This is a genomic window from Geothrix terrae, from assembly GCF_022808775.1.
Classification (GTDB): Bacteria; Acidobacteriota; Holophagae; order Holophagales; family Holophagaceae; genus Geothrix; species Geothrix terrae.
This window is the reverse complement of the sequence record NZ_JAKZLA010000002.1, coordinates 101,148-127,081: the sequence shown is the minus strand read 5'-3', so window position 1 is coordinate 127,081 and position 25,934 is coordinate 101,148. Positions and strand designations below refer to the sequence as shown.

The following is a 25,934-nucleotide window of genomic DNA, read 5'->3' as shown; positions in this document are numbered from 1 at the left end:
ATAACCCCTGGACCGGACCGGGCCAGGGGTTGCGGAGAGAAAGGGTGGGAAGGGACCCCGCTCAGGGGGCGAGGAAGGTCGTGGCGACGCCGGCGGGGGTCACGGTCCTCAGGAGGTGGTTGGCCGTGTCGGCCACCGCCAGGTTGCCCGCGGGGGTGACGGCGATGCCGCAGGGCCGGTAGAAGAGGGCCGCGGTGCCGGTCCCGTCCGCGTTGCCGGCCGTGCCGCCCGTCCCGGCGGGGGTGCTGACCGTGCCGTCGGTCCCGATGCGCCGGATCGCGTGGTTCTGGGTGTCGGCGACCCACAGGACCCCGGCGGCATCCAGCGCGATTCCCACGGGGGAATTGAACTTGGCGGCGGAGAGGCCGTTGCCGTCGGCGAAGCCGTAGGTGCTGGCCTGCCCGGCCAGTCGGGTCACGACGGCGCCCGGCGCGATGGCCCGGATGCAGGAATTGCCGTAATCCGCCACGTACAGGGTCCCGTTCGGCGCCAGGGTGATCCCGTTGGGCTGGTTGAACTGGGCGGCCGTGGCGGTCCCATCCACGAGCCCCGGCGCGCCGGCCTTGCCGGCGTAGGTGGAGACCGTTCCGTCCGCGGCCAGGTAGCGGATGGTGTGGTTCTGGGCATCGGCGATGTAGGCCCCGCCGGTGGCGTCCGCGGCCAGGCCGAAAGGGGCGTTGAAGCGGGCCTGGGCGCCGGGGCCGTCCGCGGTCCCGGGCAGTCCCGCGGCGCCGGCCAGGGTGGTCACGGTGCCGTCGGGCGCGATCCGCCGGATGGTGTGGTTGCCCGTGTCGGCCACCAGCAGGTTCCCCGCGGGATCGATGGCGAGGCCGCCCGGATGGCTGAACCGCGCGTCCGTGCCCAGGCCGTCGGCGGAACCGGCCAGTCCGGAGCTGCCCGCCAGGAGAGTCTTGTGGTTCGTGGCGTCCACCTTCCAGATGGTGTGATCGTCCATGTCGGACACGAAGAGGCTGCCCGAGGCGTCATAGGCCAGGCCCACCGGCGCCGGGAACACCACGGCGGCGGCCACGGTCAGCGTGGCGATGCCGCTGGTGATGGTGCCGTTGGGATTGGTGATGGTCACGGTGTAGTTGCCCGCGTCCTCGACCCTGGGCTGGAAGAGGGTGAAGCTGGAGCTGATGGCGCCCAGGATGCTCTGGCCATCCTTGGCCCACTGGTAGGACAGCGTGGCGGCTCCGGTGGCGGTGACCGTGAAGGTGACCGGGCGGCCGGTGACGGTGCTGGCGCTCGCCGGGGCGGTGGTGATGGCCGGTGGCGTGCCCGGTGCGGAGGCGTCGGCGGACTTGTGGCCGGAACAGGCCGTCCCCAGTGCCAGGCCCAGCGCCAGGAGGAGGATCACCGATAGGGATAGGAGCCGGGCCCGCATCGAACCGGCGGCCCCGACCGGGCTAGGACATCCCTGGATCATCGAATCTCTCCGAAAAACTAGACCCCGTGGGCCGAAGCGTGATGGAAGGGTGGACCGGGTCTCGCCGAATGGGAGGATCCCATGAATGGTGGCCGCTCGACCGGTAAGGTTCCACGGAGGGCCTCAGAACTCGAAGGTCGGCCCGCTGAGGGTCTGGGCATCGAGGATCTGGCCCTGGGCGTCGAGGGTGACGAGGCCCTGGGCCTGGCGGGGGGTCATCTGGCTGATCTGCTGGAGCGCCTGGCCGCGCAATTCGGGGCTGCCTCCTTCGGCGCTCTCGAAGAACACGGCGCCCACCCGGTAGGTCTGGTGGGCTTCCGTGACCAGGTGCAGTTCGCGGAGCTGCCGTTCGTCCACGGGGCTGGGGGCGTCCGTCATGAGGCAGCGGGCCTGGGCGGTCTTGGGGAAGGCGATGACCTCGCGGATGTTGTCCACGCCCGCCAGCAGCATGACGAGACGGTCCAGGCCCAGGGCCAGGCCGCCGTGGGGCGGGGCGCCGTAGCTGAGGGCGTCCAGCAGGAAGCCGAACTTCGCGCGGGCCTCCTCGGGGCCGATGCCGATGGCCCGGAACATCCGGCTTTGCGTCTCGGCATCGTGGATGCGGATGCTTCCGCCGCCCACCTCGAAGCCGTTGAGCACCAGGTCGTAGGCCACGGCGCGGCAGCGGGCGGGATCCGTCTCCAGCAGGTCCAGGTCCTCCGGATGCGGGCTGGTGAAAGGATGGTGGCAGGCCACGAAGCGGCCCTCACCGTCATCCTCGCCGCTCCACTCCAGCAGGGGGAAGTCCACGACCCAGAGGAAGTCGAACCGGGACTCGTCCAGCATCCCGAACTGGCGGGCGAGGCGGAGGCGCAGCTCGCCCAGCACGCGGCTGGTCTGGGCGTCGGGTCCCACGGCGAAGATGGCCAGGCCATCCCCGGCCGCGCTGAGACGTTGCCGGAGGGCGGCTTCATCCGCGGGCTCGAGGAACTTCTTGAAGCTGCTGGAGAGCCCGTCCTTGCCCCACTTGGCGTAGGGCAGGCCGCCGGCGCCCAGCTGCTTGGCCGTTTCGCCCAGCTCGTCCAGCTGCTTGCGGCTGAGGGAACCCGCGGCCTCGCCGGGGAAGAACAGGGCCCGCACCCGGCGGTGGCCCTGGCTCTCGGAGGCGGCGCGGAAGAGGTTGAATCCGCTTGTTGCGAAAAGGCCGGTGACGTCCTGGATCTTGATGGCGCAGCGGAGGTCGGGCTTGTCGGATCCGTACCACTCCATGGCATCCCGGTAGGGGAGGCGGGGGAAGGGCGCGGTCACGTCCTTGCCGACCATCTTGGCCAGCTTCACCATCAGCGGCTCGATGACGCCCTGGACGTCCTCCTGGCGCACGAAGCTCATCTCGATGTCGATCTGGGTGAACTCGGGCTGGCGGTCGGCGCGCAGGTCCTCGTCGCGGAAGCAGCGGCAGATCTGGACGTAGCGCTCGAAGCCGCTCACCTGGAGCAGCTGCTTGAAGAGCTGGGGGCTCTGGGGCAGCGCGAAGAACTCGCCGGCGTGGACGCGGCTGGGCACCAGGTAGTCGCGGGCGCCTTCCGGCGTGGACTTGGTGAGGATGGGCGTCTCGACCTCGATGAAGTCCAGCTCCCGGAAGTGGTTCCGGGTGAGGTTCGCCACCTCGCTGCGGAGCACCAGATTGCGCTGGAGCTGCTCGCGACGCAGGTCCAGGAAGCGGTAGGTGAGGCGCAGATCCTCGCCCACGCCCTCGTCCTCCAGGGGGAAGGGAAGTGGAGCGGCGGTGTTGAGGATCTTCAGGCCCGTGAGGCGGATCTCGATGTCGCCGGTGGCCATGTTCGGGTTCTTGCTCTCCCGCTCGGCCACCACGCCTTCGACGGCCAGCACGAACTCGCTGCGCACGGCCTTGAGCCGGGCCAGCAGCTCGGGATCGGCGGTCTCCTCGTTGGCCACCAGCTGCACCAGCCCCCAGCGGTCGCGCAGGTCCAGGAACACGAGGGAGCCCAGGTTGCGCACGCGCCGGCACCAGCCGAGCAGGCGCACGGCCTGTCCCGCGTGGTCGAGGCGCAGGTCGCCGTTGCGGTGGGTGCGTTGGAAGTCGCCGAGCCGATCGAGTTTCATAGCCTTACAGGATCGCACCCCGAGGGGGCCGGCTCAAGCGGCGGGGCCGTAGGCCGGGCGCCACGGGGCCTGCGGCATAAGGATGCGGCTTCCAGCCCGGCCCTCAGTCCGGTCCGCCCCTGGCTTTCCGGAGGGCCCGCCGCTTGGGGCCGCTGGGCTCCCGGGCCGGCGAGAACGCCAGCCGGAGGAGGCCTTCCCCCGGCACTTTCTCGAGGAGGATGTCCTGCCTCACCTCGAAGGTGGCCCAGGACCCGCCGGAGCCCTGCACGGAGGCCCGGAACCCGTTGGGTCCCGCATGGCATTCGTAGCGGTCGGCCTTGGGTTGCTGGTCCGGCAGGCTGGCGAACTGGAACCGGTAGGCCCGCACCTGCTCGAGGAACGCCTCCTCGGTGGGGTAGGTCCTCGCCAGCGCCGGGTTGGCCCGGTAGAGCCGCCCCGCCTCGGCGTCGGTCTGCAGCCGGAGGGCGACCCGGCGGATCACGGGCCAGGCCTGGGCTTCGACCGCCTTCGACTGGCCGAGGAGGAACAGCACCAGGACGGCGGGGATGGCCAGAATCCCCAGCACCACCTTCAGGCCCAGGGAAGCGCCCCGGAAGGATGGCTGGGGTGCTTCCCTGGACCAGCCGCCCGAGGCCAAGGCGTCCTCAGCTTTCGATGACGGGGGCGAGGGCGCGGCGGGCAGCCCGGTACCGCGCCCACCGCAGCCGGGCCCGGTCCATGTAGAGGTAGATGACCGGAGTGGTGTAGAGGGTCAGGAGCTGGCTGAAGAGGAGGCCGCCCACGATGGCGATGCCCAGGGGGCGGCGCAGTTCGGAGCCGGTGCCCATGCCGATGGCCAGGGGCAGGCCGCCCAGCATGGCCGCCATGGTGGTCATGGTGATGGGCCGGAACCGCAGCAGGCAGGCCTGGAAGATGGACTCCTCCGGGGTCTTGCCCTCCCGCCGCTCGACTTCGATGGCGAAGTCGATCATGAGGATGGCGTTCTTCTTCACGATGCCGATGAGCAGGATGATGCCGATGAAGGCGATGACGCTCAGCTCCGTGCGGAAGGCCAGCAGGGCCAGCAGGGCCCCCACGCCAGCGGAAGGCAGGGTGGACAGGATGGTCAGCGGATGGATGAGGCTTTCGTACAGCACGCCCAGGACGATGTAGACCACCAGCAGCGCCGCCGCCAGGAGCAGCGGCTGGTTCGCCAGGGAGGCCTTGAAGGCCTGGGCCGTGCCCATGAAGCTGCCGCGGATCGATCCGGGCAGGCGGATCTCCTGCTGGGCCGCGTCGATGGCCGCCACCGCGTCACCCAGGGCCACACCGGGCGGCAGGTTGAAGGAGAGGGTCACCGAGGGCTGCTGGCCCTGGTGGTTCACCGAGAGGGCCGTGTTCCGCCGCTCCAGCCGGGTGAAGGCGCTGAGGGGCACCAGGTCGCCCGAGGTGGCGCGCACGTAGGTGTGGCGCAGGCCGTCGGGGGTCTGCATGAAGGGCGTGTCCACCTCCATGACCACGTGGTACTGGTTCAGGGTGGTGTAGATGGTCGAGACGAAGCGCTGGCCGAAGGCGTCGTAGAGGGTGCTGTCGATGGACTGGGGCGTGATGCCCAGGCGCGAGGCGCTGGTGCGGTCGATGACCAGCGAGGCTTCCAGGCCCTTGTTCTGGAGGTCCGTGTTGACGTCGGCCAGCTGGGGCACCGTGCGGAGCTTCTGGAGCACCCTCGGGGCCCAGTCGAACAGCTCCCGGGCGTCATCGCCCTGGAGCGTGTACTGGTACTGGGAGCTGGAAGGCCGGCCGCCGATGCGGATGTCCTGTACCGGCTGCATGTAGAGCGTGCCGCCGGGCAGGTGGGCAGTCTTCCCCCGCAGGCGGGCGATGACCTGGTCGGCGGTCTCCTTCCGCTGGTCGTTGGGCTTCAGCGAGCAGAACATGCGGCCCGTGTTGCCTCCGCCGATGAAGGCGGTGACGTTCTCCACGGCGGGATCCGCCTGGACGATGGCCACATAGCCCGTCATCAGCTTCTCCATGCCCGCGAAGGAGATGTCCTGGGCGGCCTGGATGGAGCCGGTGAGGCGGCCCGTGTCCTGCTGGGGGAAGAAACCCTTGGGGATGACCACGTAGAGGCCCACGGTGGCGAGCATGGTGCCCAGGGCCAGGCCGAGGGTGAAGCGCTGGTGTCGAAGCACCCAGGCCAGCGAGGTCTCATAGTGGTGCATGACCCACTGGAAGGCCCGCTCCGTGGCCATGAAGACGCGGCCGTGCCGCTCCTCGGCGTGGGGGCGCAGCAGGCGCGAGCACATCATGGGGGTGGTGGTGAGGGAGACCACCATGGACACCAGGATGGCCACGGAGAGGGTCACGGCGAACTCGCGGAAGAGCCGGCCCACGATGCCGCCCATGAGCAGGATGGGGATGAACACGGCGATCAGCGAGATGCTGATGGAGACCACCGTGAAGCCGATTTCCTTGGCGCCGTAGAGAGCGGCCTCCATGGGCTGCATGCCGTCCTCGAGGTGGCGCGTGATGTTCTCCACCACCACGATGGCGTCGTCCACCACGAAACCCGTGGCCACGGTGAGCGCCATGAGCGACAGGTTGTCGATGGTGTAGCCCAGCATGTACATGGCGCCGAAGGTGCCGATGAGGGAGATGGGCACCGCCACGCTGGGGATGAGGGTGGACCGTACGCTGCGCAGGAAGATGAACACCACCAGGATCACCAGGCCGATGGAGATGCTCATGGCCAGCTGCACATCCTTCACCGAGGCGCGGATGGTGCGGGTGGCGTCGATGAGCACCTTCAGCTCGATGGTGGGCGGCAGCGAGGCCTGGAGCTGGGGGAGGATGGCCCGCACCCGGTCCACGGTGTCGATGATGTTGGCGTCCGGCTGGCGGAAGATGGGGATGATGATGGCGGGGACGCCGTTCGAGAGGCCGCGGTTGCGGACGTTCTCCACGGAATCCGTGACCTGGGCCACGTCCGACAGGCGCACGGCGTTGCCGTTCCGGTACCTCACGATGAGGGGCTGGTAGTCCGCGGCCTTCATCAGCTGGTCCGTGGTGGACAGGGACCAGGTGGTGGTGGGGCTGGCGATGTCCCCCTTCGGCCGGTTGATGTTGGCGGCCGCGATGGCGAGGCGGACGTCCTCCAGGGCCATGCCCTGGGCGTTCAGAGCCGCGGGGTTCACGTCCACCCGCACCGCCGGCAGCGCGCCGCCCCACACGAAGACCTGGCCCACGCCCTGGACCTGGGACAGCTTCTGCTGGAGGACCGAGGAGGCCACGTCGTACATGCGCTCCCGGGGAATCATGTTCGACGTCAGCGCCAGCATGAGGATGGGCGAATCGGCCGGGTTCACCTTCCGGTACCAGGGGTTGTTCGGCAGGTTCGAGGGCAGGTCGCCGCGGGCGGCGTTGATGGCCGCCTGCACGTCCCGGCCGGCCGCGTCGATGTTGCGGCTCAGGTCGAACTGGAGCGTGATGTTCGTGGATCCCAGCGAGCTGGCGGAAGTCATCTCCGTGATGCCCGCGATGCGGCCGAACTGGCGTTCCAGGGGTGTCGCCACGGAGGAGGCCATGGTCTCGGGGCTCGCGCCGGGCAGGCCTGCCGAGACCTGGATGGTGGGGAACTCCACCTGGGGCAGGGGCGAGACCGGCAGGAACTGGTAGGCGATGGCGCCCAGCAGGGCGAGGGCCACCGTCAGCAGCGTGGTGGCCACCGGGCGATGGATGAAGGGGGTGGAGATGCTCATTCGGCTGAGGTCCGGCGCGCGCCGCGCACGCGGCGCGCGAGGCGGTCAAACGCCAGGTAGATCACGGGGGTCGTGTAAAGCGTGAGGATCTGGCTGAAGATGAGGCCGCCCACGATGGCGATGCCCAGGGGCCGGCGCAGCTCGGCGCCGACGCCGGTGCCCAGGGCCAGGGGCACGCCCCCGAGCAGGGCCGCCATGGTGGTCATGATGATGGGCCGGAAGCGCAGCAGGGAGGCCTGGTAGATGGCATCTTCCGGCGGCAGGCCGTCCTTGCGCTCGGCCTCCAGCGCGAAGTCGATCATCATGATGGCGTTCTTCTCCACGATGCCGATGAGCAGGATGATGCCGATCAGCGCGATGACGCTGAAGTCCGTCCGGCAGATCATGAGCGAGAGCAGGGCGCCCACGCCGGCGGAGGGGAGGGTCGAGAGGATCGTGACGGGGTGGATGTAGCTTTCGTACAGCACGCCCAGCAGGATGTAGACCGTCAGGACCGCGGCGAGGATGAGGAAGGGCGTGTTCGTGAGCGAGGCGCCGAACGCCTGTGCCGTGCCCTGGAAACCCGTCTTGATGCTGGCGGGCATGTCGAGCTCGTTCCGGGCGCGCTGGATGGCCTTCACCGCGTCGCCGAGGGAAGCGCCGGGGGCCAGGTTGAAGGAGACAGTGGTGGTCGGGAACTGCCCCTGGTGGTTCACGGCCAGGGGCGCCGTGACGGTCTCGATGCGGGTGAAGGCGCTGAGGGGCACGGACCCGCCGGAGGCCGAGCGGACGTAGATGTTCTGCAGATCCTCGGGCCTCTGGTACTGGCCGGGAGGCGCCTCCAGCACCACGCGGTATTGGTTCAGCTGGGTGAACATGGTGGAGACCTGCCGCTGGCCGAAGGCATCGTAGAGCGCGTCGTCCAGCATCTGGGGCGTGATGCCCAGGCGCGAGGCGGTGGCACGGTCCAGGACGATGCGCACCTGGAGGCCGGCGTTCTGCTGGTCGCTGGCCACATCCCTGAGCTCCGGCAGCGACGAGATGCGCTCCACGAAGCGGGGGACCCACGTGCCCAGCTCCTTCGGGTCCGCGTCCTCGAGGGTGTACTGGTACTGGGTGCGGCTGACCCGGTCCTCCACGGTGAGATCCTGGATGGGCTGGAGGTACAGGCGGATGCCCTGGATCTTCGCCAGCTCGGGCTGGAGGCGGTGGATGACTTCCATGGCGCTGAGGCCGCGTTCCTCGAGGGGCTTGAGGTTGATCTGGATGCGCCCGCTGTTGAGGGTGGTGTTCGTGCCGTCGATGCCGATGAAGGAGGACAGGCTCTCCACGGCCGGATCCTTGAGGATCTCCGCGGCGAGGGCCTGCTGCCGCTCGGCCATGGCGGAGAACGACACGGTCTGGGAGGCCTCGGAGATGCCCAGGAGCACGCCGGTGTCCTGCACCGGGAAGAAGCCCTTGGGGATGGCGATGTAGAGCAGCACCGTGGACGCGAGGGTGGCCACGGCCACCACGAGGGTGCCGGTCTGGTGCTTGAGCACCCAGGAGAGGGTGCGGCCGTAGAAGGCGATGATCCGCTGGAAGATCCGCTCCGAGGACTGGTAGAAGCGGCCCTGCTCCGAGGGGGGCGTGTGCTTCAGCAGCTTGGCGCACATCATGGGCGTGAGGGTGAGCGACACCACCGCGGACACCAGGATGGTGACGCTGAGCGTGACGGCGAACTCGCGGAAGAGGCGGCCCACGATGTCGCCCATGAAGAGCAGGGGGATGAGCACCGCGATGAGCGACACCGTCAGGGAGAGGATGGTGAAGCCGATCTGGCCCGAGCCCTTCAGCGCCGCCTGGAGGGGCGGCTCGCCCTCCTCGATGTAGCGCATGATGTTCTCGATCATCACGATGGCGTCGTCCACCACGAAGCCCGTGGAGATCGTGAGGGCCATGAGCGTGAGGTTGTTCAGGCTGTAGCCCAGCAGGTACATCACGCCGAAGGTGCCCACCAGCGAGAGCGGGACGGCCACGCTGGGGATGACCGTCGCGGCCAGGGTGCGCAGGAACAGGAAGATCACCATGACCACCAGGGCGATGGTGAGCATCAGCTCGAACTCCACGTCCGCCACCGAGGCCCGGATGGTGACCGTGCGGTCCGTGAGGATGTTGAGCTCCACGGCGGCGGGCAGGGAGGCCCGGAGCTGGGGCATCAGGTCCTTCACCCGGTCCACCACGGCGATGATGTTGGCGCCGGGCTGCCGCTGGATGTTGAGGATGACGGCGGGCGTGCGGTTCATCCAGGCCGCAAGCCGCGCGTTCTCCACGTCGTCGGCGACGGTGGCCACCTCGGACAGGATCACGGGCGCGCCGTTCTTGTAGGCCACGATGAGGGGCCGGTAGTCCTCGCTGGAGAGCAGCTGGTCGTTGGCGCCGATGGCGTAGGCCTGCCGCAGGCCGTCGAAGCTGCCCTTGGCCTGGTTCACGTTGCTCTGGGCCACGGCGGTGCGCACGTCGCCCAGGGTGAGGCCCTTGGCCGCCAGGTCCGTGGGGTTGGCCTGGATTCGGACCGCGGGCTTCTGGCCGCCGCTGATGCTCACGAGGCCCACGCCGGGGAGCTGGGAGATCTTCTGGGCCAGGCGGGTGTCCGCGAAGTCCTCGACCTTCGACAAGGGCAGGGTCTTCGAGGTGAGGGCCAGGGTGAGGATGGGCGCGTCGGCGGGGTTGATCTTGCTGTAGATGGGCGGATTGGGGAGGTCGCGGGGGAGGTAGGTGCCCGCGGCGTTCACGGCCGCCTGCACCTGCTGCTCGGCCACGTCGATGTTCAGGTCCAGCACGAACTGGAGGGTGATGATCGAGCTGCCGCCGGAGCTGGAGGAGGACATGCGGTTCAGGCCCGGGAGCTGGCCGAATTGGCGCTCCAGGGGGGCGGTGATGGCGGAGGCCATCACGTCCGGGCTGGCGCCGGGATAGAAGGTGACCACCTGGATGGTGGGGTAGTCCACCTGGGGCAGGGCCGAGACCGGGAGCTGGCGGAAGGCCAGCAGGCCCACCAGGAGCAGCCCGGCCATCAGCAGCGAGGTCGCGATCGGCCGGAGGATGAAGGGCCGGGATGGGTTCATCGGGTCAGCCCTTCGCGGCCGGGGGTTTCGGCAGGACGACCTTGCTGCCCGGACGGAGCTTGTCGAGGCCGTCGGTGATGACGATCTCTCCTCCCGCCACGCCCTGCTTGAGGGCGGTGTCGTCGCCATCGGTGGCGAGCACCTCGACCGGACGCATGTCCGCGGTGCCGTCCGCCTTCACCACGTACACGAAGGCTCCCTGGGGGCTGCGCTGCACCGCGGCCGTGGGCACGATCACCACGCCGCGCAGGGTGTCGACCAGCAGCCGGGCGTTCACGAACTGGTTGGGGAAGAGGGTGCGGTCATCATTGGTGAAGAGGGCCTTGAGGCGGACGGTGCCCGTGGCGGAGTCCACCTGGTTGTCGATGGCCGAGAGGGAGCCCGTGGCGAGACGGGCCTTGAGGTCCCGGTCCCAGGCTTCGACGGGCAGCTTCGCGCCCTTGGCGGTCTGCCGCAGCACGTTCTGGATGTTGTCCGCGGGCACCGCGAACACGACGTTGATGGGCTGGATCGGCGCGATGACCGCCAGGCCGTTGGCGTCGCTGGCCCGCACCATGTTGCCGGCGTCCACCTGGCGGAGCCCCACCCGGCCGGAGATCGGCGCGGTGATCCTGCTGTAGGTGAGGTTCAGCTTGGCGCTCTCCACCTGGGCCTGGTCCGCCTTGAGGGTGGCCTCGTACTGGGCCACGGAGGAACTCTGGGTGTCCAGCTGCTGCCGGGAGATGATGCCCTGCTGGACCAGCCCCTGGAGCCGGTTCAAGTCCGCGAGCGCGTTCTGGTACGCGGCCCGGTCCTTGGCCAGCTGGCCCTCGGCCTGCATGAGCTGGACCTGGAACGGCCGGGGATCGATCTCCGCCAGCAGGTCGCCCTGGCGCACCATCTGGCCCTCGGTGAAGGCCACGCGCACCAGCTGGCCGTCCACGCGGCTCTTCACGGTGACGGTGTTCAGGGCGGTGACCGTGCCCAGGCCGGTGAGGCTCACGGGCATGTCGCCCTGCCGGGCCGGGACCGCCACCACGGGCACGGGGCGTCCCGCCGCGGCGTTCTTGCCGGCGTCCTTCTTCGCCCCGCCGCGGAAGAAGACCGCCCAGACGAGGATCGCGGCTGCTCCCAGGACAGCCCAGAGGCGCCAACCGCTCAGAAGGGCGGGGCGGGCGGCGCTGGATTCATACGACGGGATGGGATCGGTGGCGTCCATGCGGGAATCAAAGCCTTTTCAAGGAGGGGGCGGAGGGCGGGCTCAGCTCCGGACCAGCGATAGGTCCAATGGTTGGACCATCCAGCCGGACATCCGGTTGGCCGTGAAAGAAGAAAACATGCGCCCGGTGGGCCGGGAACGACCCCAACCAGGTGGGGCAGGCCGGGGGCCGGTCATGGCACCGGAGCCTGATCCGCGCCCTGGGCGACCGTGGCGGCATGCATGGCCTCCAGGTTGCCGACCATGGTCCGCAGGCTGCTGGTCAGGACCCGCTGGTCTTCCGGAGACAGGCCGGCTGTCATGGACTCCCGGATCTCCGTGGCCAGATCCCGGAGCTCGTGGGCCAGGGGCAGAGCGCCCGGGGCGAGCTCGATGAGGATGCGGCGCCCGTGCCGGGGATCCGGTTTGGCGGTGAGCCAGCCCTGCTTCACCATGGCCTTCACCACCCGGCTGGCGGTGGGATCGTCCATCCAGACCTGCTGGGCCAGCGGGTGGAGTGAGGACGGGCCCTGCTCCAGGAGCACCAGCATCACCCAGAACTGCTGGGGGCTGAGGCCATAGGGGGCCAGCCGCGCCCAGACCACCTGCTTGAGGACCCGCCGGACGGCGGCGGCCAGGGTGCCGGGATTGGCCTCGGAAAGGGAGATGGAAACAGGATCTTGCATAAGCAACAAGGCTGCGCCCCATCTACCCTCGTGTCAAGGGGTATAAGCGCCTTTGTCGGCCAGGCAAGTCGCCTGATTACTTGCCTCGGGTGCTGGGCCGGGCCGGATGGCGGCCGCGTTCGCCCCGGGGAGGCTGGCCCTGGTCGGGGCGGGGGTTGGAGCGGGGGCTGCGCGCAGGGCCGCGACCCCGGCCACCTCCCTGCCGCCCGGTCTGGATGGGCTCCGCCGGGATGCTGGGATCCGGGGCGTAGCCCGTCACCACCTGTTTCGTCAGCTCCTTGCGGAGCAGCTTCTCGATGTCGCGAAGGAGCTTGTGCTCGTCCACGCAGACCAGGGACAGGGCCTCCCCTTCCGCGCCCGCACGGCCCGTGCGGCCGATGCGGTGGATGTAATCCTCCGGCACCTGGGGCAGCTCGTAGTTCACGACATTGGGAAGCTGGTCGATGTCCAGGCCGCGGGCGGCGATGTCCGTGGCCACGAGGACGCGGACCGCGCCCTTCTTGAAGTCCTCCAGCGCCTTGATGCGCTGAGGCTGGCTCTTGTTGCCGTGGATGGCCATGGAGCTGATGCCGTCCTTGTCCAGCTGCTCGGAAAGCCGGTTGGCGCCGTGCTTGGTGCGGGTGAAGACCAGCACCTGCTCGAGGTTGCGGCTCTGGATGAGGTGGGCCAGCAGGGCGCGCTTGCGCTCCCGGTCCACAGGGTGGACCACCTGGCGCACCAGCTCGGCGGCCGTGTTCTGCGGGGTGATCTGCACGGAGGCGGGGTTCTTGAGGAACTTGGAGGCCAGCTGCTTGATCTCGTCCGTGAATGTGGCCGAGAAGAGCAGGGTCTGACGGCTCGTGGGCAGCAGGGCGAGGATCTTCTGGATGTCGCGGATGAAGCCCATGTCGAGCATGCGGTCGGCTTCATCGAGCACCAGGATCTCAAGCTGGCTGAAGTTCAGGTTGCCCTGGCCCTGGTGGTCCAGCAGGCGGCCCGGGGTGGCGACCAGGATCTCGACGCCGGCCCGCAGGGCCTTGGTCTGGGGGTTGATGTTCACGCCGCCGAAGATGGTGGTGGAGCGCAGGGGGATGTGCTTGCCGTAGGCGCGGACGCTCTCCTCCACCTGCATGGCCAGCTCGCGGGTGGGCGTGAGGATGAGGGCGCGGATGGGATGGCGCGCGGGCGAGGCCGAGGTGCTGGCATGGGGGGCCAGCAGCTGCAGCATGGGCAGGGTGAAGCCGGCGGTCTTGCCGGTGCCGGTCTGGGCGCGGGCCAGCAGGTCGCGGCCCTCCAGCACCAGGGGGATGGCCTGGGCCTGGATGGGGGTGGGGGTTTCGTAGCCCTGCTCGCGTACGGCGCGCAGCAGCTCGGGCATCAGCCCGAGGGTATCGAAGGACATGGTCGCTCCTGGAAGGGCCCGCCCGCGGAAGGTTTCCGGAGGCCCGGTCAGGGCGAAAAGTGGGGTATTCGGACTGAAAAGAGGCGGAGACCGGGGGTCGCCTGCGATCACGAAGTCATTAGTTTATCTGAATAGTCAGGATTTCGCCAGCCACCGTTCCAGGTGGGCGTTCCAGGCTGGCCGGAGAGCCAGGACCGATGGGGCTTCAGATGGAGGACGCCGTGCGCAGCAGAGCGTCCGCGGGCGCCGGGCGCCGGACGCGGCGATGGCGGCGGTGCTGGTGCCGGCGATGGACCTCGAAGGCGAACGCGTCCAGGGCCTCGGAATCCGGGGGCTCGCCGTTGAGCGACAGGGAGAGCGTGAGCAGCCCCTCCCGCTCGGCGACGTGGATGAACTGGGCGTCCGCCAGCTTGGAGGGCATGCACTCCAGGGGGCCCACCAGGACGGCGGCGTCGATCTCGCCCCGGCGCCACCCCAGGATGGGGGCGCCGAGGGTGAGCACGGCCTCCCCTTCCAGGGCCTCGCGCAGGTAGGGGGCGGAAGCCTCCAGGACCCGGGGCAGGGACCCGCGGCGCGGCCAGCCCAGTTCCGCCTCCAGAAGGCCCTCGGCCACGGCCAGGATCCGCTCGCGGATCCAGCGCTCCACCTGGGTGGCGGGGCCCTTCTTGGCGCCCTGGGCCCGCGAGGTGTGCTCGGAATACTGGATGAACTCCGTGGTGGCCTCCATGTCCACCCGGAGTCCCCGGGCCGCGAGGGCGCGGGCGGCCTCCCCGTTGGCGAAGGGATCGAGGCGCACGTAGATCTCCCCCGTCATCAGCACGCGGGGCAGGTCGGCGCCGCTATCCGCCTGCCGGAGCTCGCCGAGGGCCTGGCGGAGCAGCGCGGTCAGGCCGTACATCCGTCCCGTGGCCACCTCGGTGATCACGCGGGTCGCGCTGAGGTCGCCCTTGGCGGCCGCCTCCAGGTGGGCGGCCAGGCGGCTGGCCCAGCGGTCCCGGATGGTCTGCGCCTGGCCCGGCAGCCGTTCCGCGGCCCGGATCAGGCAGAGGGCGCGTTCCAGCGTGCCGAAGGCCGCCATGCCCGCGAAGAGGATGGCCTTGAAGCCGGCGGGCAGGCCGCCGAAATAGTCGCCGTAGGGGGGCGACCAGATCCGCACGCGCCCTGCTTCGCCCAGCCGCTTCAGCACCAGCTGGTGCAGGGTGCGATAGGCGCCCATGCGGCAGGGGCCCGAGGCGGCGGGGAGCAGCAGGATGACGCGCTCCCCGGGATGGCGCTCCAGGTGGGCCAGGAGGTTTCCCAGCACGAGGGTCATGGGCAGGCACTCCTTCCCGGAGGTCTGCCGGCGGCCCAGGAGGAGGGCGGTATGGTTCGAGGGGGGCAGGGCTTCCGCATTCACGCCCATGCCCCGCAAGGTGGCCGCGGCGGCTTCGGTCTCCGGGCCCATGGGCGGGATCAGCAGGCGCTCGCCCAGGCTTTGGATCTCCCGGAAGGTGCGGGTGCCCACGGACAGGTCCGACGCTTCCCTCGGGGCGCTCCGGGAGGTCCGCTGCCGGTCCTCGCGGACGCAGTGGAGGAAGGCCTCCACGCGCGTCTTGGTGCCGGCGTCCCCGGAGTGGCCGTCGGTCTCGATCACGGCGTAGGGGCGGCCCTCCATGAGCCAGGCGAACATCGGCACGGTGAAGCTGTCCGGCCCGCAGGCGTAGTTGGAGCAGAAGATGCTGTAGAGACCCGGCGTCCTCCGGACCTGCCAGGCCGCGCGCAGGATGCGCTGGCTGTGGCCCCAGAAGACCTCGTCGAAGATGGGCGCGTCCTCCGCCACGGGCAGGCAGTCCAGGGGGATGCCGATGGCTCCCTGTTCCCGGAGGATGGCGGGCACGTTGGAGTTCAGCACGTCGTTATGCAGGGTGTAGCCCCGCCCCAGCAGGACCACCGGCACGATCTCGTGCTCCCGGCAGAAGGCCAGGGCCCGGCGGCCCATCTCGCGAAGGTCGGCCTCGAAGGCGAGCTGCGCGGCGCGGGCTGCCCGCCAGGCGGGGCGCCAGCTCAGGGGCCGGCCCAGGTCGATGGCGAGGGCGCGGCAGACGGCGAGGAAGGTCCGGGAGTCGAAGGCGCCGTTGCCATGGTCCACCACGGGTGACAGCACCTTGGGGCCGCCCTCGCCCAGCAGGAGGCGGAGCACGTCCGGCGCGCCTTGGGAGATGGGGCAGACGACGGAATGGGTCTCCCCGCCCACCCGCGGGAGTTCGCGCGTCATGGGCAGGAACAGGTAGTCGGGTTTGGCGTCGGCCATGTCGGTCATGCCGGCCACGAGGCCGTGGTACTGCTGCATGGGGGCGCAGAAGGGAACCCCGGCTTCCTCGATGCCCCGCTTCAGGGCCTCCCGACCGGGCGTGGGCGCCACCTGCAGGTCGAAGCCCAGCTCATGGAGGAAGGTGGCGAAGAAGGGGAAGGTGCCCTGCAGCTGGAACTCGCCGCTGATCCCGATGAGCGGACGGCCGCGCCGGTCGGAGAGACGCTCCGAGAGCTGGGCCACCCACTCGCGGCGCTCCCGGAAGGGGTCGGGGGCCAGGTCGGGCAGCTTGGCGCGGCGCGTTCCCTTGTCCCACAGCGAACAACCGCCGCCCCAGGTGAACTTCGTGACCCGGCCATCCACCTGGGTGGTGAGCCGGTCGATGCGGCACTTGTTCCCCGCGCCGCCGCACCCCTGGGTGGCCGTGCAGACGAACTGGTCCTTGGCGGCCACCTCCGCTTGCAGGAAGCGGGCGCCGTCGAGGGGCTCCGCCTCTTCCCATGCCAGCTCCCGCGCCGCCAGGAGCGCGATGCCCACGGCGCCCATGAGGCCGGGCCGTGGCGGAACGATGACCTCGGCCCCGGTCTGGCGGGCCACCGCGGCGGCCAGCGCGTCCGACGCGAAGGGCATGCCCTGGCAGAAAACCACCTGGCCGACGGATCGGCTGCCCTTCACCCGGTTCAGGTAGTTCGCCACCACGGAGTCGTAGATGCCCGAGATGATGCTGGACTGGGGGGCGCCCGCGGCCACGGCCTCGTCGATGACCTCTGCCATGAAGATGGAGCAGTGCTGGCCCAGGGAGATGCAGCTGTCCGCCGAGAGCGCCACTTCGCCCAGCTGGGCCACGGACTCGATGCCGGTGAACCGCCGCCCCTGCTCCTCGATGAAGGAGCCCGTGCCGGCGGAGCAGGCCTCGTTCATGGCGGCGTCCACCACCTTGCCATCCGCGAGGCGGATGTACTTCGCGTCCTGCCCGCCGATCTCGAAGATGGTGTCCACCCTCGGATCGCACTGGAGGGCGCCGGTGGCGTGCGCGGCGATCTCGTTGATCACCCAGACCGCGTCCCGGCCGTAGCACACGGAGAGGAGGGAGCCTACGATCTCGCGGCCCGAGCCCGTGACGCCGAGGCCCTGGATGCGGTGGGTGGCGGCGGGGCTGGCGAGGAGCTCGCGCATGAGGGCCTGGGCGGCGGCCACTGGGGCGCCATCCGTGGGCAGGTAGCCCTCCCAGAGCACCGCGCCCAGCCGGGCGTCCAGGGCCACGGCCTTCGAGCCGGTCGAGCCGATGTCGAAGCCCAGGATCACGTCCTGGGGCTCTACGTCCACGGGACCGGTGGGCACGGGGCCGACGGGCACGGGGCCGGCGGCCAGGGGGCCCGACGGCTCCGCCAGGCGGCGGACCCGGCCCAGGTGGAAGGCCAGGGGTTCGGTCACCTCCAGGGAGGCCCGGTCCGGCGGGCGCAGCAGGGCGCCCAGCCCGGGCACGGCCGCCGGAGCCTCCGCGGCCAGCACCGCGCAGCCCAGGGCCTCGAGGAAGAGGCGATCCTCCTCTCCGGCCTCCAGGAAGGTCATGCCGTGGGCCGCCGCATGGCGCCGGAAGTGGGCCTGGACGCGCGCCGAGCGGGCCACCCCGCCGGCCAGCAGGAGGCGCTCGGGGCAGACCTTCGGCTTCATGAGGGCCTGCACGTTCTCGGCGATGGCGTCGAGCAGGCCCGCCAGGATGCGCTCCCGGGATTCCCCCTTGTTGGCCAGATGGGTCATGTCCGTCTTGAGGATCACGGGGCAGCGCCCCGACAGCGGCGCCGGGTCCGTCACGCCCTCCGCCAGGGTGGAGGCCTCCTCCACCGTGAGGCCGAACCGCCCCACCAGCTGCTGCAGGAAGTTGCCCGTGCCCTGGGCGCACCGGCCGTTCTCCCGGAAGATCTCCCGGCCTTCCCCTCGGAGTTCCAGCACGGAGAAGCCTCGGCTGCCGATGGACACCACGGTGGCAGGCGCGGGGCCGTGCCGGAGGCGGAACCCCGCCGCCAGGGCCTGGCGCCCCGGGATCCGTGCCAGCGCCACGGGGCGGCCCATGCGGCCGGTCACCGCCGCACCGTCCACGTGTTCCCAGCCCCACGCACCGAGCAGATCCACGAGCACCTTGCCGGGCTCCTTCCCGTGGGGCACCCGGGCCCGGCGGGTCCAGGTCCAAGCCCCGGCCTCGCCCACCAGCTCCACCGCCTTCAGGGTCTCCGCGCCGAGATCGAGGCCGATGAACCGTGCCATGGCGTCTCCCTTCGATCACCCAATGGGCTCCCGGGCAGGATGGGTGCGACCAGAGGCCAGCGGCCAGCGGCAAGGCGCGGGTGTCGTCCTTTGTCGTGCCCTTCCGGGATTCGGGTAATCCATCCATGAATCCGAGGTTTTGGTTTGACGGTCAAGAGGGTTTCGGTAGAATTCCGTTGCATTTTCAATGGGATCATCCGGCGTCAGCAGGTGGGGGAAGGTTCTCCCCGGGGGTGGCGATGGCAGACGAGGTCCTGGAGGAGCGGCTGGAATCCTGGAAGGAGATCGCGGCCTACCTGGACCGCGATGTCCGGACGGTCCAGCGCTGGGAGAAGGGAGAGGGCCTTCCCGTGCATCGGCACCTCCACGACAAACAGGGCAGCGTCTTCGCCCACCGCTCGGAGGTGGACGCTTGGCGGGCCGGGCGGATCCTGGCCCCCGACGCGGAGGGGCCGGCCGCGATTCCCGAGGCCGTCACCACGGCGGAGCCCGCCCCGGTCGAGGTGATCCGGCCGGAACCGCGGGGCGTGGTGCCCAGGGTGCTCTGGTCCCTCACCGCGGCGCTGGTGCTGGCGGGCGGCATCGCCCTGGTCTGGCGGCTGGGCTTCAGGCCCTCCCGGCCGGGCCCGGCCCTGGCGGTGCTCCCCTTCGTCGATCTCGGCGGAGAGCACGGCCAGGAATTCTTCAGCGACGGCTTCACCGAGGAACTCATCACCCAACTCGGCCGTCAGCAGGGCGAGGGCGGCCGCGTGGTGGCCCTGCGTTCGGCCCTGGGCTACCGGAACACGGAGAAGCGGCCCCGCCAGGTGGCCCATGAGCTGGGCGTGGACTACCTGCTGCAGGGGTCGGTGCGGCGCTCGGGCGACCGGGTGCGGGTGGCGGTGCACCTGCTGCGCGGCGCCGACGAGACGCACATCTGGGACAGCAGCTTCGACCGGGACGTGCGGGACGTCCTGGTGCTCCAGCGGGAGGTGGCGGACGCCATCGCCAGCGGGATCAGCCTCAAGCTGGAACCCGGACGCGTCCGCCCCAGGCCCGTCAAGCCAGAGGCCTACGAGGCCTACCTCCGGGGCCGGTTCCTCTGGAACAAGCGCACTCCGCAGGACCTCTACCTCGCGCTGGAACGCTTCCAGGAGGCCGCGCGGCTGGATCCCACCTTCGCCCCCACCCACGTGGGCATCGCGGACTGCTATGCCCTGCTGGGATCCGCCGAGATGGGCGCCATGCGACCCGGGGAGGCCATGCCCTTGGCCAAGCGGGAGGTGATGACCGCGCTGGAGCTGGACCCCGCATCGGCCGAGGCCCACGCCTCTCTCGGCCACATCCGGCTGATCTACGAGTGGGACTGGGATGGGGCCGAGGCCTCCTTCAACCGGGCCCTCGATCTGAACCCGGGCTACGCCACCGCCCATCAGTGGTACGCCCTCTACCTCAGCGCCGTGGGCCGGAGCGAGGATGCCCTGGCCGAGCTGCGGAAGGCCGAGGAGCTGGATCCGCTGTCGCCCGCCGTGAAATCCGCCGTGGCCGAGGCCCACTACTTCAACCGGCGCTACGAAGAGGCCATCGCGGCCTCGCAGAAGGCCCTGGAGCTGGATCCCGGCTTCATCCTGGGCTACCTGAACCTGGGGCGTGCCCTGGTCATGCAGGGGCGGCACGAGGAGGCCATCACGGCCCTGACCGAAGGCTGGGAGCGCTCCGGCCGGGCCCCGGGCATGACGCTCTTCCTGGGGTTGGCCTACGCGGCCAAGGGGAACCGCGGCAAGGCGCAGGAGATGCTGGATCTCCTCAACCATCCGCCGTTCTTCAATGGGAAGCCGGTGTACGTGCCGGCCCTCTACCTGGCCGGGCTCCAGGGCGGCCTGGGGGATCGGGAAGGCGAGTTCCGCAGCCTGCAAAGGGCCCTGGAGGAGCGCTGCGAGTACCTGATCTACATGGACCGCGAACCCATGGCGGATCCCATCCGTCGGGACTCCCGGTTCAAGGGCCTGCTCAAGACCGTCCGGCGATAGGGACGGTTAGGGCTGGCCGGTGATAGGGCCGGTCAAAGCCGGCTCAGGCGCGTCTCCAACTCGCCCAGGGGCCAGCTCTCCTGCTCGCCGCTGGCCATGTGCTTGACGGTGATGGTGCCCCCATCCAGTTCCCCGTCGCCGAGGATGAGCACGGTCTGGACACCGGTGCGGTTGGCCGTGGCCATGGCCTTCTTGAGGGCCCCGCCGCGGGTCTCCAGCTGGAGGGCGATGCCCGCACCCCAGAGCTGCCGCGCCAGCTTGAAGGCTTCCATCGCGGCCCGCTCACCCAGGGGGATGAGCAGGGCGGGGGCGGTCTGGGGGGCCTCGCCGCGCACCTGCTGCAGCACCATGGCCAGGCGGTCCAGGCCGATGGCCCAGCCGAAGGCGGGCACGTCGGGGCCGCCCAGGTGCTTCACCAGCAGGTCGTAGCGCCCGCCGCCCAGCAGGGCGCTCTGGGCGCCCAGGTCCGAGCTGAGCAGCTCGAAGGCGGTGCGGGTGTAGTAGTCCAGGCCACGCACCAGCCGCGGATTCTCCTCGAAGGGGATGTCCAGCTCCGTGAGCAGGGCTTTGAGCCGGGCGTGATGCTTCGCCGAGGCCTCGTCCAGGTAGTCCGTGATGACCGGATGACCTCCCAACGCCGCCTGGCACCTTTCATTCTTGCAGTCCAATACGCGTAGCGGATTGGACTGAATCCGCCGGTGACAGTCCTCGCAGAACTGCTCCGACCTTTCAGCGAAGAAGGCCCGGAAGGCCTCGTAGAAGGCGGGACGCGATTCGGGCGTGCCCACGCTGTTGATGGAGAAGACCATCTGCTTGAGCCCCAGCTCCTTCAGGAAGCCGTGGAGCATGAGCAGGCTCTCGGCCTCGCTCTCAGGCGTGGCCACGCCGAAGCTCTCGGCGCCGATCTGCCAGAACTGGCGGTAGCGGCCCGTCTGCATGCGCTCGTAGCGGAACTGGGGGCCGATGTAATAGAGCAGGACGGGGTCGCTGGAGGTCAGCAGCTTGTGCTGGATGGCCGCCCGCACCACGCCGGCGGTGTTCTCCGGGCGCATGACCACCTGGCGGCCGCCCCTGTCCGTGAACTCGTACATCTCCTTGTTCACGATGTCGGAACTTTCCCCCACGCTGCGTTTGAACACATCGAGCTCTTCGAGGATGGGCGTGCGGATCTCCCCGTAGCCGTGACGGCCGAACACGCGCCGGGCGGTTTCCTCGATATGCTGGAACCAGCGAAGCTCCGCCCCGAACAGATCCCGCATACCTTTCACCGATTGGGCCATGATCCGACTCCTGAGCTTTCTGTCGCTCGTCACCTTCAGCCTACTGTCTTGGGCCCAGAGTCCCAAACCCGCCGGTCCGACCCCCCATCCCCCGCGCCTGAAGGTCATGGTCGACCCGGGGCATGGCGGCGATGATGGCGGAGCCAGGGGCCCCAAGGGCCTGAAGGAGAAGGCGGCGGCCCTCGAGATCGGCAAGGCCGTGGCGGCCAAGCTCGAGACCGCGGGTTTCGAAGCCGTCCTCACGCGCGAGGACGACACCTTCATCCCCCTCTGGGATCGGGCCAAGGCCGCCAACGCCCAGGGGGCAGATCTCTTCATCAGCCTCCACCTGAACGCCGCCCGCGCCCGGGCCGCCCGGGGCTCCGAGGTCTACTTCCTGAGCCTGGGGAAGGGCGATGACGAGGAGGTGGTGGCGGCAGAGAATGCCGGCGCCGGCGACGCTCCGGCCAGCGCGGACACGGTGGTGGCGAGCATCCTCGACGACCTGGCCCAGAAGGCCTTCCTCCAGGATTCCGAGCGGCTGGCCGTGGCCATCCAGGGCCAGCTGAACCGGCTGGCGGGCATCAAGGAGCGGGGCGTCAAGCAGGCCCCCTTCATCGTCCTCCGGGGGGCGGCCATGCCCGCCGTGCTGGTGGAGGTGGCCTTCATCTCCAACCCCAAGGAGGAAGGGAAGCTCAAGGAGGCCGCCTTCCGCGCCAAGGTGGCCGACGCCATCACCCGCGGCGTCCGCCGCTACTTCGCCCAGGCCAACGGCAGCGTGCGCCGGAAGACCGTGGCCGGACCGGGCTGAGCGCCTTTTTGCCTCAGAAGCCGAAGGTCATGGGAACCCCGGCTCCCGACCCTCAACCTTGAACGGAACGCCGATCGCCGCCATGATGGAAGGCTGCAGTACCCGTAGCTCAGTTGGATAGAGCGTTGGCCTCCGAAGCCAAAGGTCGCTGGTTCGAATCCAGTCGGGTGCACCAACAAAGCCAGGGGGGCCGCATGGCCCCCCTGGCTTTGTTGCGGTTCTCTGGGTTCGAACCAGCGAGTGGACCGCCCAAGGCGCCACCTCCGTCTGGAGGACAGCGCTTGGCGCTGTCCTCCAGGTCCTCGCTCCGCTCGTTCGCGGAGCCGGAGCCTCTGTGGCGCCGACGCGGGCCGGGGCGGCGCAGCCGCACGGTTCGAATCCCGATCGGGCCGCATGGCCCCTCTGGCTTTGTTGCGGTTCTCTGGGTTCGAACCAGCGAGTGGATCGCCCAAGGCGCCACCTCCGTCTGACGGACAGCGCTTGGGCTGTCCTCCCGGTCCTCGCTCCGCTCGTTCGCGGAGCCGGACCCTCTGTGGCGCCGACGCGAGCCGAATGGCCTCCCAGGCCGAGGGGGGGCTCCTCCCTGGGGAAACATTTGAAGGCGCCTTGACGGGCCTCATTTTGCGAGGCACAATGATCTTGCCTAAACCGGAGGTCCCAGTGGATCGTGAACTCCTGAAAGGCAGCACTCCCTTGCTGCTGCTGTCGCTGCTCTGCGAGGGGCCCATGTACGGCTACCAGATCATCGAGACGGTCCGCCAGAGAACGGGGGGAACCTACACCCTCAAGGAAGGGGCCCTGTACCCGGCTCTCCACAAGCTCGAGGCGACCGAGTTCATCGCGTCGTACTGGGAAACCCAGGAGAACGGGCGGGAACGGCGCTATTACGCCATCCAGCCCGCGGGCCAGGCCTTCCTGACCGCCAAGAAGAAGGAGTGGAACCAGTTCGTGGACATGGTCCAGGCCTTCGTCGGGCCGAGGGTCTGAAGGATCCATCACCGTGTCCCGCGCGCTCGACGGCTACCTCGCCCAAGTGGCTGCTGGCCTGAGGGGAGTGTCCCGCTGGCGGCGCCTCAGGCTGCTGCGCGAACTGGAGGCTCACCTGCTGGACGAGGCTGAGGCCAGGGGCATCGAAGGCGAATCGGCCATGGCGGCCCTGCTCGCCGAGAAGGAGCGCCCCGGCTTGCTGGCCGGGGAACTTGCCGCCGGCGAGGGCCAGGACGCCAACCACCGTGGCGGCACCGCCCTGGCCGCGGGCATGATCATCGGGATTGCGACAGGCAGCCACATGTGGTTCGAGGGCTGGCGCTGGTACATCTGCGTGGCCTTCGCCGCGGCCCAGGGCCTTGCCGTGGGGGCCGGCTACTTCTGGGCCCGGCGCCACTGGCTCCGGCTCGATCCCTGGGCGAGAACGGCCGTGGCCGTGCTGCTCACCTCCCTGCTCTCGATCCCCCTCGGGTTCACCACCGCCCACGGGTTCAAGCCCACGCGCCTGTTCTATGGCGCCTATACGGGATTCCTCCTGGAGCGCCACAGCCAGGAGCGCCCTCTCTGGCAGACCCTCCTGGAACCGGTCCTCTTCACGGCCTTCATGTTCGCCCTCGAGACGGGGTTCCTGGGCCGGATCCGCTTCCGGTGGTGGCAGGTGCCCCTGGAGCTCAGCTTCAACGCAACCCTGCTGATCAGCGTGATGCTGGCGCTGAAGCTGCGCCGCGCCCTGGCCGAGCGCTGGGTGCTGACGCCCCAGGAGCAGGAGAGCTGATCCAAGCTCTGCCCCGGGGGCCCTGCCTTGGGGCTCTGCCTCGGGAATCCTCCTTGAGGGACGGGTGATTTGGCGATAAGCTATCCATCTTGCGTGGACAAGCCGCGTGCGTTCACCCCGCCCATGGGGGCATCCGGTCGGTCCCAGGAGGAAGAGATGAAGGAAAAGATCCACCCCGAACTGCACGATGTGAAGGTGCACTGCGCCTGCGGCAACGAGTTCATGACGCGCTCCACCAAGAAGGAGCTGCGCGTGGAAATCTGCTCGGCCTGCCACCCCTACTTCACCGGCAAGCAGCGCCTGATGGACACCGAGGGCCGCGTGGAGAAGTTCAACAAGAAGTACGCGAAGAAGGAAGCCCCGGCCGCCGCTCCCGAAGCTGCCGTCGAGACGACAGAAGCCTAGCTGTGATGTTCCAAAGAACGGGCCGAGCTTCTCGGCCCGTTCTTTTGTTTATGCTGTCCGGGGGTCCCGCGCTGCGCGCACACCCCCGGGCTCCCACGCCCAGTTCCGGCGGAGCCGGCCCAGGGCTTTCACCACCAGACAGGGCGCCGGATCCCGAGGTGAGCGATGCTCGACCAACTTGAAGCCGTGGATGCCCGCTTCCAGGAAGTGGAGGCGCAGCTGCAGGATCCCGCCGTGGTGTCCGACCCCAAGCGGCTGCGGGAGCTGACCAAGCTCCGCGCGGAGCTGGAGCCTGTGGTCCAGGCCTTCCAGGCCCAGCGCACGCGCCTCAAGCAGCTGGAGGAGGCCGAGTCCATCCTGGGCGACAAGACCATGGATGCGGATCTCCGCGAGATGGCCGAGATGGAGATCCCCGACCTGAAGAAGGCCATCGCCGAGGGCGAGGCGGAGATCAAGCGCCTGCTCATCCCCAAGGATCCCGCCGATGCCAAGAACGTGATCCTTGAGGTCCGCGCCGGCACCGGCGGCGAGGAGGCCGCGCTCTTCGCCGCGGAGCTGTTCCGCATGTACATCCGCTTCGCGGAGCGCAGGGGCTTCAAGGTGTCGGTGCTGGATGAGAGCGACGCCGATGCGGGCGGACTCAAGGAGGCCACGGCGGAGATCCAGGGGGAGGGGGCCTACAGCCTCTTCCGCTTCGAGAGCGGCGTCCACCGCGTGCAGCGGGTGCCCAAGACCGAGACCCAGGGCCGCATCCACACGTCCGCGGCCACCGTGGCCGTCATGCCCGAGGCCGAGGAGGTGGACATCGAGATCCACCAGAAGGACTTGCGCATCGACACCTTCTGCTCCGGCGGCAAGGGCGGCCAGAGCGTGAACACCACCTATTCCGCCGTGCGCCTCACCCACCTGCCCACGAACACCGTGGTGAGCTGCCAGGACGAGCGCAGCCAGATCAAGAACATGGCCAAGGCCATGACCGTGCTGCGCAGCCGCCTGCTCCAGAAGGCCCAGGAGGAGGCCGACGCGGCCCACTCCGCCCTCCGCAAGTCCCAGGTGGGCAGCGGCGACCGCAGCGAGAAGATCCGCACCTACAACTTCCCCCAGGGCCGCGTCACCGACCACCGCATCGGCGTCACCATCCACCAGATCGACAGCTTCATGTCCGGCCAGCTCGAGCCCATCATCGAGCCCCTGCGCGCCGCGTTCGAGGCGGAGCGGTTGCAGGCGCTGGAGGCCTGAAGCTCCGCCGCTGAGCGCTCGCCGCTGCGCGGCTCTGCGCACGCGGCTCCTGGCAGCCCGCGATCGGGCGGTCCCCCAGACCGCCCTCCCGTTCGCCCGGCCCCTGGGGTCCGGGCTCCCGGAGCGGGGCCCCCCATGTCCGGCCAGCTCGAGCCCATCATCGAGCCCCTGCGCGCCGCGTTCGAGGCGGAGCGGTTGCAGGCGCTGGAGGCGTGAGCCTGGCTCTCAGCTCTCAGCTGTCAGCCATCAGCTCTCGGTAAAAGCAGAAGCGGGAGGCATGCCTCCCGCTTCTTTT

16 protein-coding genes and 1 tRNA gene are annotated in these 25,934 nt (G+C 69.6%); 7 read left to right on the top strand and 10 right to left on the bottom strand.

Annotation, left to right across the window (positions count from 1 at the left end; genetic code table 11):
* Positions 1–61: 61 nt before the first annotated feature.
* From MLE42_RS03645 to MLE42_RS03605, 9 genes are all read right to left on the bottom strand, one after another.
* The gene (locus MLE42_RS03645; protein ID WP_243286527.1) at positions 62–1,387 is read right to left on the bottom strand and encodes an SMP-30/gluconolactonase/LRE family protein; all 1,326 of its coding nucleotides are present in this window, start codon (positions 1,385–1,387) and stop codon (positions 62–64) included.
* Between the two features lie 165 nt (positions 1,388–1,552).
* A complete protein-coding gene (gene aspS, locus MLE42_RS03640; protein ID WP_243286526.1) occupies positions 1,553–3,532 on the bottom strand; it encodes an aspartate--tRNA ligase in 1,980 nt (659 codons plus the stop codon).
* Positions 3,533–3,635: 103 nt separating this feature from the next.
* Positions 3,636–4,169: a hypothetical protein gene (locus tag MLE42_RS03635; protein WP_243286525.1), complete on the bottom strand. Its 534-nt coding sequence runs from the start codon at positions 4,167–4,169 to the stop codon at positions 3,636–3,638.
* Between the two features lie 7 nt (positions 4,170–4,176).
* Entirely contained in the window at positions 4,177–7,269 is a 3,093-nt protein-coding gene (locus MLE42_RS03630; RefSeq protein WP_243286524.1) for a multidrug efflux RND transporter permease subunit, read from the bottom strand.
* The gene (locus MLE42_RS03625) at positions 7,266–10,355 is read right to left on the bottom strand and encodes an MdtB/MuxB family multidrug efflux RND transporter permease subunit (RefSeq protein WP_243286523.1); all 3,090 of its coding nucleotides are present in this window, start codon (positions 10,353–10,355) and stop codon (positions 7,266–7,268) included. The genes MLE42_RS03630 and MLE42_RS03625 overlap by 4 nt, the downstream gene beginning before the upstream one ends.
* A 4-nt stretch (positions 10,356–10,359) precedes the next feature.
* Complete coding sequence (locus tag MLE42_RS03620; protein WP_243286522.1) at positions 10,360–11,553, bottom strand: MdtA/MuxA family multidrug efflux RND transporter periplasmic adaptor subunit; 1,194 nt, start codon at positions 11,551–11,553, stop codon at positions 10,360–10,362.
* A gap of 173 nt (positions 11,554–11,726) precedes the next feature.
* Positions 11,727–12,218, bottom strand: a complete 492-nt coding sequence (locus tag MLE42_RS03615) for a MarR family winged helix-turn-helix transcriptional regulator (RefSeq protein WP_243286521.1) — start codon at positions 12,216–12,218, stop codon at positions 11,727–11,729.
* 76 nt (positions 12,219–12,294) lie between these two features.
* Positions 12,295–13,599, bottom strand: a complete 1,305-nt coding sequence (locus tag MLE42_RS03610; RefSeq protein ID WP_243286520.1) for a DEAD/DEAH box helicase — start codon at positions 13,597–13,599, stop codon at positions 12,295–12,297.
* A 205-nt stretch (positions 13,600–13,804) separates the two neighbouring features.
* Positions 13,805–18,154, bottom strand: coding sequence for a BadF/BadG/BcrA/BcrD ATPase family protein (locus MLE42_RS03605; protein ID WP_243286519.1), 4,350 nt, complete (start codon positions 18,152–18,154; stop codon positions 13,805–13,807).
* A 239-nt stretch (positions 18,155–18,393) separates the two neighbouring features.
* Here MLE42_RS03605 and MLE42_RS03600 point away from each other — a divergent pair, with 239 nt between their 5' ends.
* A complete protein-coding gene (locus tag MLE42_RS03600) occupies positions 18,394–20,163 on the top strand; it encodes a tetratricopeptide repeat protein (RefSeq protein ID WP_243286518.1) in 1,770 nt (589 codons plus the stop codon).
* A gap of 32 nt (positions 20,164–20,195) precedes the next feature.
* Here the strand turns inward: MLE42_RS03600 and hisS are convergent, their stop codons facing one another.
* Positions 20,196–21,443 carry a histidine--tRNA ligase gene (hisS, locus tag MLE42_RS03595; protein WP_243286517.1) on the bottom strand — a complete coding sequence of 416 codons (1,248 nt, stop codon included), beginning with the start codon at positions 21,441–21,443 and terminating at the stop codon, positions 20,196–20,198.
* Here hisS and MLE42_RS03590 point away from each other — a divergent pair.
* From MLE42_RS03590 to prfA, 6 genes are all read left to right on the top strand, one after another.
* Positions 21,442–22,233 (top strand): N-acetylmuramoyl-L-alanine amidase family protein, encoded by a 792-nt coding sequence (locus tag MLE42_RS03590; protein ID WP_243286516.1) that lies wholly within the window; start codon positions 21,442–21,444, stop codon positions 22,231–22,233. The genes hisS and MLE42_RS03590 overlap by 2 nt on opposite strands.
* Positions 22,234–22,331: 98 nt before the next feature.
* A tRNA-Arg gene (locus MLE42_RS03585) sits at positions 22,332–22,408 on the top strand.
* A gap of 485 nt (positions 22,409–22,893) precedes the next feature.
* Positions 22,894–23,220: a PadR family transcriptional regulator gene (locus tag MLE42_RS03580; RefSeq protein ID WP_243286515.1), complete on the top strand. Its 327-nt coding sequence runs from the start codon at positions 22,894–22,896 to the stop codon at positions 23,218–23,220.
* A 13-nt stretch (positions 23,221–23,233) separates the two neighbouring features.
* Positions 23,234–23,995, top strand: a complete 762-nt coding sequence (locus MLE42_RS03575) for a hypothetical protein (RefSeq protein ID WP_243286514.1) — start codon at positions 23,234–23,236, stop codon at positions 23,993–23,995.
* A 156-nt stretch (positions 23,996–24,151) separates the two neighbouring features.
* Entirely contained in the window at positions 24,152–24,400 is a 249-nt protein-coding gene (rpmE, locus tag MLE42_RS03570) for a 50S ribosomal protein L31 (protein WP_243286513.1), read from the top strand.
* Positions 24,401–24,565: 165 nt separating this feature from the next.
* Entirely contained in the window at positions 24,566–25,639 is a 1,074-nt protein-coding gene (prfA, locus tag MLE42_RS03565; RefSeq protein ID WP_243286512.1) for a peptide chain release factor 1, read from the top strand.
* Positions 25,640–25,934: the final 295 nt, after the last annotated feature.